Raw genomic sequence first — 12,636 nt, 5'->3', positions numbered from 1 at the left:
GGCCGAAAAATCGGTTATGATACGCATCGGAACACAGCCTTGCCGTGCAATCACCCTGCGGCGGGGTCACGAAGGAGGGTCCTTTGGACTACACTGCTCAGCTCGACTCAGCGATTGCCAGGCTGCACGACGAAGGCCGTTACCGGACCTTCATCGACATCGAACGCCGCAACGGACATTTTCCCCATGCCGTGCGTACGCGTCCGGACGGGTCAAAGCAGAACATCACCGTCTGGTGCGGCAACGACTACCTTGGCATGGGGCAGCACCCCGTCGTGCTGGAGGCGATGCACGAGGCGATCGACGCAGCCGGAGCGGGCTCTGGCGGGACGCGCAACATCTCGGGGACAACCGTCTACCACAAGCGACTGGAGGCCGAACTGGCCGACCTGCACGGCAAGGAAGCGGCCCTGCTGTTCACCAGCGCCTACATCGCCAATGACGCCACGCTCAGCACGCTGCCCAAGTTGTTTCCCGGGCTGATCATCTATTCCGACGAACTGAACCACGCGTCGATGATCGAAGGCGTGCGCCGCAATGGCGGGGCCAAGCGGATCTTCCGTCACAATGACGTTGAGCACCTGCGCGAGTTGCTGCAAGCCGACGACCCGGCGGCGCCGAAGCTGATCGCGTTCGAGTCGGTCTACTCGATGGATGGCGACTTCGGTCCGATCGAACAGATCTGTGATCTGGCAGACGAATTCGGCGCGCTGACCTATATCGACGAAGTGCACGCAGTTGGCATGTATGGCCCGCGCGGCGGCGGTGTGACCGAGAGGGACCGCCTGGCGCATCGGATCGACATCATCAATGGCACTTTGGCCAAAGCCTACGGCGTGATGGGTGGGTATATCGCAGCAAGCGCGAAGATGTGCGATGCGGTCCGTTCTTATGCGCCGGGATTCATCTTCACCACCTCGCTGCCACCATCGGTCGCGGCCGGTGCTGCGGCCTCGGTGGCGTATCTCAAGACAGCGTCCGAACTGCGTGAGCAGCATCAGACCCAAGCCAAGATCCTCAAGCTGCGACTGAAGGGTCTGGGCTTGCCGCTGATCGATCACGGCAGCCACATCGTTCCGGTGATCGTGGGCAACCCGGTGCACACCAAAAAGCTCAGCGATATGCTGCTGGACGACTACGGGATCTACGTGCAGCCGATCAATTTCCCGACCGTTCCGCGGGGGACGGAGCGTTTGCGCTTTACGCCTTCGCCGGTTCATGGACCCAACGAGATGAACCGTCTGGTCCAGGCCATGGACGAACTTTGGTCACATTGTGCGCTAAATCGCGCCGAACTTGCTGGTTAACCTAACGCCGACATGTGCAACTTGTTTGCCGCGTGTTAAGCTTACGCTAACAAAAGTAGCGGACGAATCGTTATGGGGATGATTCGCCGTTAGCGTGAAACACGCGATGGGCAGAATGGGGCAGCAGGAATGATTGGGCGCAGAACACAGCGCAATTCCGAAGAAGACGTGGACGTCAGGCCCAAGGGGTTCGACGACTACGAAGTACGGCTTGGCGACGTGATGCGCGGTGAGCGCGCGACGATGGGCAAGTCTCTTCTCGACGTACAGCGCGAACTGCGGATCAAGGCCAACTACATCGCTGCCATCGAGAATGCCGATCCCGACGCATTCGACACACCCGGCTTCATCGCCGGGTATGTGCGTTCTTACGCCCGTTATCTGGGGATGAACCCTGACGACACTTTTGCTGCGTTCTGCAAGGAAAGCGGGTTCGAAGTGGCCCATGGAATGTCCGCACAGGCATCGGTCGTCAAGAAATCGGTCGGGGACCTTCCGAACCGTGGCCCGATGGGGCGCGATCCGTTCATTTCGCCGAACACGCCCTACATTCCCGGCCGCGAGTCCGTGTTCAGCCAGATCGAGCCGCGCGCCGTAGGCTCGTCGCTTGTCCTCCTCGCGCTGATTGCCGGGATTGGGTACGGCGGCTGGTCGGTTCTGAACAAGATCCAGCAGGTTCAGGTCTCGCCCGTCGAACAGGCCCCGGTCGTGCTGTCCGATCTTGACCCGCTGTCGGCCATCCGGACCGAGTCCGGAACGACCGAGGTTGCGGCCGCTGAAATTCCCAGCCCCGAAGCGCTGGACCGTCTCTACCGCCCCCAAGCACTGGATGTACCGGTGATGGTTGCACGGGATGCCCCGATTTCCACACTCGATCCGCGGACCGTCGGAACGTTCCGTCCGCCGGAAGTCCCGGAAATCGCGCTGGCTGAAATTCATACCGTCGAAAGAACTGCCGCGACCCTTCCACAGGTGGTTGAAAAGGTCGACACGTCGCTGAAAATCGTCGCGGTCGAACCGGCCTGGATGCGGGTCACCGCAGCGGATGGCAGCGTGATCTTCGAAGGTACGTTGGGAACCGTCGAAAACGGCAAGAGCTTTGAGGTTCCCCTGACGGAAGAGCCGCCGCAACTGCGGGCCGGTGCGTCGGGCAACGTGTATTTCTCAATGAACGGCGAGCTCTATGGGCCGGCTGGTGCACCGGGAACCGTCGCCAAGGGTGTGGTTCTGTCCAAGGACGCTGTGGCCGAGACTTATGCCGTGGCGGATCTTGAGGCTGAGCAAAACATTGCGCTCAAACAGCTGGTGGCTGAGCTTCAGACACAATCCGCCGAGGCGCCGGCAGAGTGATCTTGCCATTGCGGCGAGCTTGCCCCCGGACTATCTAAAGGCCAGACCCCAGGCTGACGCGGATCCGTTTTCATGTCTCTGAACCATGTGCGCCCTTGGCGCGACATCTATCGCCGCAAATCCCGCCAGATCATGGTTGGCAATGTCCCGGTAGGTGGCGACGCGCCGATTGCCGTTCAGACCATGACCAACACGCTGACGACCGATGTCGCCGCGACCGTGGCGCAGGTACAAGCTGCGGCAGAGGCGGGGGCCGATATCGTGCGCGTTTCGGTCCCGGACGAGGCGTCGTCGAAAGCGTTGAAGGAGATCGTGCGCGAAAGCCCGGTGCCGATCGTGGCGGATATCCATTTCCACTATCGCCGCGGGATCGAGGCCGCCGAGGCCGGTGCCGCCTGCCTGCGCATCAATCCGGGCAATATTGGTGACGAGGCGCGGGTGAAAGAGGTCATCAAGGCCGCACGCGACCACAATTGCTCGATCCGCATCGGCGTGAACGCGGGCAGCCTGGAAAAACACCTGCTGGAGAAATACGGCGAGCCGTGCCCCGAGGCGATGGTGGAAAGCGGGCTGGAACATATCCGCATTCTGCAGGACAACGATTTCCACGAATTCAAGATCAGCGTGAAGGCCAGCGACGTGTTCCTGTCGGCCGCGGCCTATCAGGGCATCGCCGAGGCCACCGACGCCCCGATCCATCTGGGCATCACCGAGGCCGGTGGGCTGGTAAGCGGTACGATCAAATCGGCCATCGGGCTGGGCAACCTGCTGTGGATGGGGATCGGCGACACGATCCGCGTCAGCCTGTCCGCCGATCCGGTCGAAGAGGTGAAAGTCGGGTTCGAAATCCTCAAATCTCTTGGCCTGCGTCATCGGGGCGTGAACATCATCTCGTGCCCCTCCTGCGCGCGGCAGGGGTTCGACGTGATCAAGACGGTTGAGAAGCTGGAAAAGCGGCTGGAACACATCAAAACACCCATGAGCCTGTCGATCATCGGTTGCGTCGTGAACGGCCCCGGTGAGGCTCTGATGACCGATGTCGGTTTTACCGGCGGCGGCGCAGGCTCGGGCATGGTGTATCTGGCGGGCAAGGCCAGCCACAAGATGTCGAACGAACAAATGATCGACCACATTGTCGAGCAGGTGGAAAAGAAAGCGGCCGAGCTGGATGCCGCGGTCGAGGCGGCGGAGTAGTACTTTAACTTCGATCCGGAACTAATTCATCATAAGCCATTTTTAGGCCCATTTTTGCGGTATCAATCGCGATATCGACTGTCTGGACCGGAGTTCGATTCTTTGAAACCGATGCCTTTCGTGACGGCCCTTGCCGTCGTCCTTCTTTCTGCGTGCAGCAGCCCCTCTACCGGGTCGGACAAACGCCCCGGTTTCTTCAGTGTTCCAGTTCCGCAGTCTGCACCGGGGACGCAACTTGGGTATATGTCGGTGCATGTGTCCGGTTTCGGAAATGACGGAGTGACAACGCGCGCAGACGTCCGGCTCAGCCCGGGCGGGACCGGCAAACCGCGGGGCCGTTTGACCCCGATCATGAATGTCGACCCGCAGCTGGCGTCTCGGGTCGCGGTATCGTTCAAAACCGGTCAGGATGCCCAGGCGGCCTATGCTTTGGCGAAACAGATCGCCAGGGCGACCTACTGCCCAACCGGCCCAATTTCTGAAAACACCGGTATTCGCAAGTACGACAATCCTCAGGACCTGCAGGCAATTCTGGCTGAAAGCAAACGGCAGGGGCGTGACGTCATTCCATCGGGAATTCGGGGCAAATCCGTACCCGCGACCCAATTTAGAAAATCTGGAACTCCGACATGGGTCGTGTCGATGAAATGCGACGCCCCGTATCCAAACGACTAGGGCGTCGTTTCAACGGGGCGGCGATCAAGCCGCCCCAGCTGCTTCAGCCGCGTTCAGCCCGCACACCGTCAGCGATCTGTTTCATCTGATCTGCGGGCAGGAAGCCCCGCAGCATCTCGGTGCCCAGAACAAAGGATGGGGTGCCCGAAATCCGCATGCGCTGCGCCAGTGCCCGCGTCTTGGCAATTTCTTCGGTCACTTCGTCGCTGTCCATCGCCGCAAGGATGGCGTCACTGTCCAGTCCCAGCCCGTCCGAGATCCGGCGCAGCGTCACTTCCGAAGGCTCGCCCGTGAATTCCAGCAGGGCGTCATGGACTTGCTTGTACGCGTCATCCCCGGCGACCTGCTTGGTGGCGATGGCAAAGCGCGACGAAAGAACCGACGCATCGCCCAGAATTGGGAACTCCTTGATGATCAGGCGGATGTTGCCATCCTCGGCCAGCAGCGCGTCCACTTCGGGGACCGCGCGGCGACAGTATCCGCAACGGTAATCCATGAACTCGACGAGGGTGATGTCGCCGTCCGGGTTGCCACCGACCCAGCTATAGCCGTCATTGAACAGCTCGTCGGCGTTTTCAGCGATCAATTGCTGGTCGGCCTGTGCTTCGGCTGCGGCGTTGCGTTGCTCAAGGATGTTGATCGCCTCGAGAATGACTTCGGGATTTTCCAGAAGGTATTCCCGCACTTGCGCGCCGAACTCTGCTCTTTCGGATTCGGTCATCGAGGACAGATCCAGCGCATTGGCCGGACCGGTAATCAGGGAAAGCCCCAGAAGGGCAGGTGCTGCGTGTCTGAGGATCATTTCCGGTTCCTTTTCGATTTCTCAGCTTGTTCTGCGGCAATCAGCACATCCTGTGCCCGTTGCCAACCCGTCGAGCCTTCGGGCAACTGACCGATGGCTCGTCTTGCGTGAATTCCGGCATCCAGCAGGCGCCCCTCAAGAGCGAAACGCTCGGCAGTGACGGCGGATGCCATACCGTTGTTGCCGACCTTGGAATAGGCCATTCCCAGATCCTGCATCAGGCGGCCGTTCCGGTAGTCGCGGGCGCGTGCGCTTTCCAACACCTGCAGGGCCTTTTTGGTCTGTCCGTCAGCAAGCAGGGCGCGCCCGTAGCCAGCCATGATCAATGCGTCGGTCGGAGCCAGCTCGGACGCCCTGGCATAGGCCGTGACCGCCTCCGAGACCCGAAGGTTCTCCAAAAGGATCTGCCCCTTCAGTTCGTGATAGAACGGATCGTCAGGGCGGATGGCCAGCGCACCATCGATGGCTGCCCGCGCAGCCGAAAGGTTGCGGTTCTGATGATGGGCGGCAGCTTCGCGCATCAGGCGAATATCCTGCGCCGTTTCTTCCTTGGCCCGCCGCAGGGTCCAGCCGGGAGAGCGCAGAAACGCGGACAGCTTGCCCTTGACCCGCGCAAACCAGTAGTCGGCATTGGGGTTAGATTTCGCCCGATCCCCGAACTGGTAGAGAAATTCCTCGGAAGCGCGCAGGCGTTCACGGCTGGTCGGGTGCGAGCGCATATAGGGGTCCTGATTGATCTCGCTCAGCAATTCCTGGCCGGCGAATTTGCGGTGCAGTTCGACCATGCCGATGGGAGAAATCTCGGCCCAACGCAGGTAGCTGGCGGCGCTGCGATCCGCCGAGGATTCTTCGGCCCGCGTATGGCCCATAAAACTGCGGATTGCGGCCCCTTGGGTGCCGGCGGCAATGCCCGCGGCGGCCTCTCCGCCGCCCGCAGCGGCGGCAATCAGAGCCAGCGCGGTACCGAAACCGGCCGCGCGTTGAGCCGCCCGAAGGTTCTCGGCCCGGCGGGCAAGGTGCCCGTTGGCGATATGGGCCGCCTCATGGGCGATCACGGCCTGCAGCATCTCGGGGCTGTCAACCGTCAGGATCAATCCGTGGTTCAGGTAGATCGTGTTGTAGTCGATGACGAACGCGTTGAACGTGCCGTCCTTGACGACCATCACCCGCACGCGGTTGGTGTTCAGGCCGGCAGCGCGCAAGATCGGAAAGGCCAGTTCTCGCAACCCGTGTTCGATATCGGGGTCGCGGATCAGGCTTTGCGCGTGGCTTTGCGCGGTCGACGCCATCCACAGCGCCACCGCCAGCAGAATTGCCGGGATTGACGCCAGCCGGGATCCGCGTTCAAAAGCCATGGTCGCAACATGGGAGATGGGCATGCGAAACTCAACCCGGTCGGGCGTTGATCCCTTCATCGTGATGGACGTGATGGAGGCTGCGCGCCGCGCCGAAGAGGCCGGGCGCCACATCATCCACATGGAGGTCGGCCAACCCGGAACCGGCGCCCCGCAAGGCGCGCTGGAGGCGCTGGCCAACGCGATGCGGCAAGGCCCGCTGGGCTATACCGTCGCGCTGGGCCTGCCGGCGCTGCGGCAACGCATCGCACGGATGTACGGCGAGTGGTACGACGTCGACCTGAACCCCGAGCGGGTGGTCATCACGCCCGGATCCTCGGGCGGATTCCTGCTGGCCTTCACTGCGCTGTTCGACAGCGGCGACCGGGTGGGGATCGGCGCGCCAGGCTATCCGTCCTATCGGCAGATTCTGCGGGCGCTGGGTCTGGTGCCGGTCGATCTGCCGACCGCGCCGGAAAACCGCCTGCAACCGGTGCCACAGGACTTTGCCGGGCTCGACCTCCGGGGGCTGATGGTGGCCTCGCCCGCGAACCCGACCGGAACCATGCTGGATCACGCCGCCATGGGCGCGCTGATCGAGGCCGCACAGGGGCAGGGGGCCTCGTTCATCAGCGACGAAATCTATCACGGGCTGGAATACGAGGCTAAGGCGGTCACTGCGCTGGAATTGACCGACGAGTGCTATGTCATCAACTCTTTTTCCAAGTATTTCTCGATGACCGGCTGGCGGGTCGGCTGGATGGTGGTGCCCGAAGATCAGGTGCGCGTGGTCGAGCGCATCGCCCAGAACATGTTCATCTGCGCGCCCCATGCCAGCCAAGTCGCCGCGCTGGCCGCGATGGATTGCGAGGACGAACTGCAGGGCAACCTGGCCGTCTATCGCCGCAACCGCGACCTGATGCTGAAGGGCCTGCCCGAGGCCGGGTTCACCAACATCGCGCCACCCGACGGGGCGTTCTATGTCTATGCCGATGTCTCGGACCTGACCCAGGACAGCCGCGCCTTTGCCGCCGAGATCCTGGACAAAGCCGGCGTCGCCGTGACGCCGGGGCTTGATTTCGACCCGGTGCGCGGCCACACGACCCTGCGCTTTTCCTACGCCCGGTCGACCGAGGACATCGAGCAAGGCCTTGAACGGTTGCGCAGCTTCATGGCGGATCGCCAGACCGCGCAGAAGTCGGCCTGAGGCGTTCACAAACCGGCCACGCTGCGATAGGCTCCTGCCAAACGATCTCGGGAAAACTTGAGGCCATGAGCAGGATCTTCTTCGTATGTGCGCTGATTTGGGCGCTGGCCGGAGCCGTTTGGGCGCAGGACTTCAACGCCTTGGCGCGGGTCCTGCCCGAGCAGAGCCGGATCACTGACGGCAAGGGTGCGGGGGTGACGCTTGAGCTGGGGCTCAGTCAGGGCGTCCCGTATCGCGTTTTCACGCTTCAAGACCCTTACCGTATGGTCATCGATTTCCAGGAGGTCGACTGGAGCGGCCTTGATCGGGCCAAGCTGTTGCAGACCCGTCGGATCAGCGGGGTCCAGTTCGGCGCCTATGTGCCCGGATGGTCCCGGATGGTGCTGGATTTGGGGGCGCCCTTGGCCGTCGATAAGGCGGCCATGCGCGTGGACCCCGACAGCGGGGCCGCGGTTCTGACGCTGAATCTGAAAGGTACGGATTTCGACAATTTTGCCGCCAGCGCGGGTGCGCCGCGCAATCCGGGCTGGGATTTGCCTGCGCCTGCCGTCACGCCCCCGGTCGTGCCGCGAGATGGCGAAAGACCGCTGCGCGTGATGCTGGACCCGGGGCATGGTGGCATCGACCCCGGCGCGGAATCGGGTGGCGTTAACGAAAAAACCCTGATGCTCACGTTTGCGCGCGAACTGCGGGAACACTTGCTGCGCGCTGGCGGATACGAGGTCGTGATGACCCGGGTGGACGATCACTTCGTGTCGCTCGAACGCCGAATATCTCTGGCCCATCGGGCCAGCGCCGATGTGTTCATTTCGTTGCACGCGGATGCATTGTCCGAGGGGCAGGCTCATGGGGCCACTGTCTATTTCCTCTCCGATGAGGCCTCGGACGTGGCCAGCCAGAAACTGGCCGAGCGGCACGACCGCAGCGACCTGATCGCGGGTATCGACCTGAGCGGCTCGGACGACCAGATCGCTGACGTTTTGCTGGACATGGCACGGCAGGAGACCCAGCCGCGCTCGGAAGCTTTGGCCCATGCGCTGGCGCACGGCATGGGGCAGCAGGGCGGCCCCATGAATCGGCGCCCGATCCGCAGTGCGTCGTTTTCCGTCCTCAAGGCAGCCGACATTCCCTCGGTTCTGGTCGAGATCGGATTCATCTCCAGCCCCAGAGACCTGAAAAACCTTGTAAATCCCGAGTGGCGCATCGGAATGGCGCAGGGAATCCACCAAGGTCTTGAAGCCTGGCGCCAGCAGGATCTGATCCGCCGCGGCTTGATTGGGCAGTGACCCTGCGGCGCAAAGTGGCTAGAATGCGCCCGTGTGTTTTGACCCTTGGGTGCAGCGACACTATATAGGCGTCACCGCGAACAAAAGGCAGCAACGTGATCCGGTTCATTCTTTCGATTTTCGGGGCGGTTTTCAGCCTCGTCACCTTGGGTATTTTCATGGTCGCGCTGGTGATTGGCGCGGTCTTCTGGATGTATGGCCGCGACCTGCCCAGCCACGAGTCGCTGGCCCAGTACAAGCCGCCCACCATCAGCCGTATCTATTCGGGCAAGGGTCAACTGATCGACGAATTCGCGCAGGAGCGCCGTCTGTTCACCCCGTCCGAAGAAATCCCGGACCTAGTGAAGCACGCGTTTATCTCGGCGGAAGACAAGAACTTCTATTCCCATCAGGGGTACGACCCACGCGGGATCATCGCAGCCGGAATCGAGGCGGTCCAATCCAAGGGCGAGACGCTGCGCGGCGCGTCGACCATCACCCAGCAGGTGATGAAGAATTTCCTGCTGTCCGGCGACCGGCGGGTCGAACGCAAGATTCAGGAAATCATCCTCGCGACCAGATTGGAAAAAACGCTGAACAAGGAACAGATCCTTGAGCTGTATCTCAACGAGATCTTCCTTGGCCAAAACTCCTACGGCGTGACCGCCGCTGCACAGACGTATTTCAACAAGACTTTGCAGGAACTGGCCCCGCATGAAGCCGCGACGCTGGCTGCGATGCCCAAGGCGCCTTCGGACTATCACCCGGTGCGCCAGAAACAGCGTCTGTTGGATCGCCGCAACTACGTGCTGCGCGAGATGTATCAGAACGGATATATCGATCAGGCAACCTATGAGACTGAAGTGGCGCAACCGCTGCGTTCGGTTCAGAACGGTGATTTCGAAAGCTTCCGCACCGCACTGCCACCGCGCGACTATTTCACCGACGAAATCCGCCGCCAGCTGAGCGAGGACTTCGGCGAGGGTGAGTTCTTTACCGGTGGTTTCACCGTCCGGGCCTCAGTTGACGAGGAGATGCAGGTTGAAGCCGCACGCGCCCTGCGCGAGGCGCTTCAGAAGTATGACCAGTCGCGCGGCAAGTGGCGCGGCACGGGTGAAACCATCCCCGAGGAAAAACTGGCAGACGAAGCGCAGTGGCGCGAAGCTCTGGCGATCATGGAAATTCCGCGGGACGTGGTGCTGCCCACGCAATGGTACCCCGCGGTGGTGCTGGATGTGGCCGATCAGCAGTTGACGGTAGGGATCGAGAACGGTCCGGCTGACGGCATCATCCCGCGCAGCGACATCAAATGGATGCAGGGTGACTTCAAGGCAAACTTCAAACGCGGCGACGTGATCCTGGTCGTTGCCGGGGAAGAGGGCCAGTGGTCCGCCCGTCAAGTTCCCGAGGTCCAAGGCGGCTTCGTGGCGATGGATGTGAACTCGGGCCGCGTTCTGGCGATGCAGGGCGGGTTCTCGTACCAGGACTCGGTGTTCAACCGGGCAACCCAGGCGCAGCGCCAACCGGGATCGGCCTTCAAGCCTTTCGTCTATGCGGCAGCACTGGACAGTGGCTACAGCCCAGCGACCATCGTCGTAGACGCCCCGATCGAGGTGAACACACCGCAGGGCTTGTGGACCCCGAAGAACTCGACCAACAAATTCTACGGGCCGACGCCCCTGCGCACCGGGATCGAGCAGTCGCGAAACCTGATGACCATCCGACTGGCGCAAGAGGTTTCGATGCCGGTGGTTGCGGGATACGCGGAGCGGTTCGGTGTGTATGACAACATGGGTCCCTACCTGGCCAATGCGCTGGGGGCCGAGGAGACGACGCTCTACAAGATGGTGGCGGCCTATGCGATGTTCGCCAACGGCGGCGAGCGGGTCGAACCGACTCTGGTCGACCGGATCCAGGACCGGTTCGGCAAAACGATCTATCGGCATGATGACCGGCAGTGCCTGGATTGCAACTCCAGCTGGCTGGAGCCCGACGCCTCACCCACGATCGTGACCGACCGAGAGCAGGTGATGGATGCAATCACGGCCTATCAGCTGACGTCGATGATGAAGGGCGTGGTTGATCGCGGCACCGCGTCACGTGTGGTCAATCTGCCGGTTCCGACGGCTGGCAAGACCGGTACGACCAACGAATCCAAGGACGCCTGGTTCATCGGCTTCACCTCGAACATCGTTGCCGGGTGCTACATCGGGTATGATCGCCCGCGCCCGATGGGGCGGGGTGCTTACGGCGGCACGCTGTGCGGTCCGGTCTTCCAGAGCTTTATGGAAAAGGCCGTCGAGAAATACGGCGGCGGTCCGTTCGAAGTGCCGCCGGGTGGGCACTTCATCAAGATCGACCGTTTCAGCGGTGCCCGTCTGCCGGATGACGCATCGGGTGACTATGTGGTGGCCGAGTATTTCCGTGATGGCGTCGACGGGTTCATCGACCGTGTCTATGACGGTGGTTTTGCGATGGGGTCCGATCTGCCGTTGTTCGAAGAAGTGACCAATGGCGGGCGCCAGGTCCAGACCTCGACCGGGCAGACCATCATCGTGGGGCCCAAGGCCAGCCAGGGTGACCTTCAGGGCGGCGGACTTTACTGATCTGCAGCGCTTAGAAACAGGCGCAGCAGATCGGCCTCCGGGTCACTCTCGACCGATCCGCCGGACCGCCAGCATATGGACAGGGCGCATTTGGCCGCCGCCCATCGGGCCAGACGCGCCCGCGAAACATTCATCGCCGCGGCGTACAGATCCAGACACGCGGAAATCTGCCCGACTTCGCGCACAAGGTCCGGCATGCCTTTTGGGTGCCGCAGCGCATTTGCCAGTTCGAACGCCGGATCCCCGACATAACCCTTGGCATCGATCACGCACGGGCCGGACGCGGTCAGGATGACATTGTCGGGGTGCAGGTCTCCATGCAGGGGGAGATGCACGGGTTGCGTCTGCAGCAGATCCTGAGCCAAAGCTATGGCGCGCCGCATATCGGTTTGCAGGGGCCGCGTACATTGATCGGTAAATCCGACGTCGAAAAGCGGTGCAAACACTTGCTCCAAAGGCCTCAGCCCGCTCACTTCGACAATCGGATCAGCATGCAGGTTCCGCGCCGTTTCAGCCAGTAGTGTCAGTGCGTCGGCCACGTTGCCCGCCCGTGCATGATCGCCGAGGGTCGGACCCTCGAGCCACTCCATCATGACCGCCCGGCGGTCTTCGGCCAGGATCGCGACGGCGCCCTGGTTGCGCCAGGCAGCCAGCAGGCGGCATCCCGGCGCCTCGTTGCCGCGATCGGCGCGGCGATAGAGTTTGAGCGCGACTTCAGACCCGTCCTCACGTTTGGCCCGCCAGACACGCGCCGCGCCGGTATCCGCCACCAGCCGCGGGTCGGCCAGATGCCATTTCTTCAGGAACTGCTCCGGTCCGTGCTGCATTTGCCTTTCGGGTCATCTTGTGGTGGCCTGAACCTCTTGCTATCACGCAGGCCTGATTGAGCAAGTTGG

10 protein-coding genes are annotated in these 12,636 nt (G+C 62.1%); 7 read left to right on the top strand and 3 right to left on the bottom strand.

Annotation, left to right across the window (positions count from 1 at the left end; genetic code table 11):
* The first annotated feature begins 83 nt into the window (after positions 1–83).
* The 4 genes from hemA to ACR3EK_RS09275 all read left to right on the top strand — a co-directional run bounded on the left by hemA (position 84) and on the right by ACR3EK_RS09275 (position 4,526).
* On the top strand, positions 84–1,307 hold the full coding sequence (hemA, locus tag ACR3EK_RS09290; protein ID WP_480633225.1) for a 5-aminolevulinate synthase: 1,224 nt from the start codon (positions 84–86) through the stop codon (positions 1,305–1,307).
* Positions 1,308–1,436: 129 nt separating this feature from the next.
* The gene (locus ACR3EK_RS09285) at positions 1,437–2,657 is read left to right on the top strand and encodes a helix-turn-helix domain-containing protein (RefSeq protein ID WP_170338648.1); all 1,221 of its coding nucleotides are present in this window, start codon (positions 1,437–1,439) and stop codon (positions 2,655–2,657) included.
* A gap of 72 nt (positions 2,658–2,729) precedes the next feature.
* Positions 2,730–3,851: a flavodoxin-dependent (E)-4-hydroxy-3-methylbut-2-enyl-diphosphate synthase gene (ispG, locus tag ACR3EK_RS09280; protein ID WP_480633224.1), complete on the top strand. Its 1,122-nt coding sequence runs from the start codon at positions 2,730–2,732 to the stop codon at positions 3,849–3,851.
* A gap of 279 nt (positions 3,852–4,130) precedes the next feature.
* The gene (locus ACR3EK_RS09275) at positions 4,131–4,526 is read left to right on the top strand and encodes a hypothetical protein (protein ID WP_480633223.1); all 396 of its coding nucleotides are present in this window, start codon (positions 4,131–4,133) and stop codon (positions 4,524–4,526) included.
* 43 nt (positions 4,527–4,569) lie between these two features.
* On the opposite strand, the gene ACR3EK_RS09270 is transcribed toward ACR3EK_RS09275, so the two are convergent.
* Positions 4,570–5,328 (bottom strand): DsbA family protein, encoded by a 759-nt coding sequence (locus ACR3EK_RS09270; protein ID WP_093962365.1) that lies wholly within the window; start codon positions 5,326–5,328, stop codon positions 4,570–4,572.
* A complete protein-coding gene (locus tag ACR3EK_RS09265) occupies positions 5,325–6,707 on the bottom strand; it encodes a M48 family metalloprotease (RefSeq protein WP_480633222.1) in 1,383 nt (460 codons plus the stop codon). The genes ACR3EK_RS09270 and ACR3EK_RS09265 overlap by 4 nt, the downstream gene beginning before the upstream one ends.
* On the opposite strand from ACR3EK_RS09265, the gene ACR3EK_RS09260 reads away from it, so the two are divergent.
* From ACR3EK_RS09260 to ACR3EK_RS09250, 3 genes are all read left to right on the top strand, one after another.
* Positions 6,706–7,869, top strand: a complete 1,164-nt coding sequence (locus tag ACR3EK_RS09260) for a pyridoxal phosphate-dependent aminotransferase (protein WP_480633221.1) — start codon at positions 6,706–6,708, stop codon at positions 7,867–7,869. The genes ACR3EK_RS09265 and ACR3EK_RS09260 overlap by 2 nt on opposite strands.
* A 65-nt stretch (positions 7,870–7,934) precedes the next feature.
* Complete coding sequence (locus tag ACR3EK_RS09255; RefSeq protein ID WP_480633220.1) at positions 7,935–9,155, top strand: N-acetylmuramoyl-L-alanine amidase; 1,221 nt, start codon at positions 7,935–7,937, stop codon at positions 9,153–9,155.
* A 95-nt stretch (positions 9,156–9,250) separates the two neighbouring features.
* Positions 9,251–11,740 (top strand): penicillin-binding protein 1A, encoded by a 2,490-nt coding sequence (locus ACR3EK_RS09250; protein ID WP_170338660.1) that lies wholly within the window; start codon positions 9,251–9,253, stop codon positions 11,738–11,740.
* Here ACR3EK_RS09250 and ACR3EK_RS09245 read toward each other — a convergent pair.
* The gene (locus ACR3EK_RS09245; protein WP_480633219.1) at positions 11,734–12,567 is read right to left on the bottom strand and encodes an aminoglycoside phosphotransferase family protein; all 834 of its coding nucleotides are present in this window, start codon (positions 12,565–12,567) and stop codon (positions 11,734–11,736) included. The genes ACR3EK_RS09250 and ACR3EK_RS09245 overlap by 7 nt on opposite strands.
* Positions 12,568–12,636: the final 69 nt, after the last annotated feature.

Source organism: Ruegeria sp. BC8 (assembly GCF_056535705.1).
This window is presented reverse-complemented; position numbering and strand designations above follow the sequence as displayed.

Coding starts and splice junctions, on each gene's coding strand:
- ACR3EK_RS09285 (WP_170338648.1), top strand. CDS start 1,437: ATGATTGGGCGCAGAACACAGCGCAATTCCGAAGAAGACGTGGACGTC.
- ispG (WP_480633224.1), top strand. CDS start 2,730: ATGTCTCTGAACCATGTGCGCCCTTGGCGCGACATCTATCGCCGCAAA.
- ACR3EK_RS09270 (WP_093962365.1), bottom strand. CDS start 5,328: ATGATCCTCAGACACGCAGCACCTGCCCTTCTGGGGCTTTCCCTGATT.
- ACR3EK_RS09260 (WP_480633221.1), top strand. CDS start 6,706: ATGCGAAACTCAACCCGGTCGGGCGTTGATCCCTTCATCGTGATGGAC.
- ACR3EK_RS09265 (WP_480633222.1), bottom strand. CDS start 6,707: ATGCCCATCTCCCATGTTGCGACCATGGCTTTTGAACGCGGATCCCGG.
- ACR3EK_RS09255 (WP_480633220.1), top strand. CDS start 7,935: ATGAGCAGGATCTTCTTCGTATGTGCGCTGATTTGGGCGCTGGCCGGA.
- ACR3EK_RS09245 (WP_480633219.1), bottom strand. CDS start 12,567: ATGCAGCACGGACCGGAGCAGTTCCTGAAGAAATGGCATCTGGCCGAC.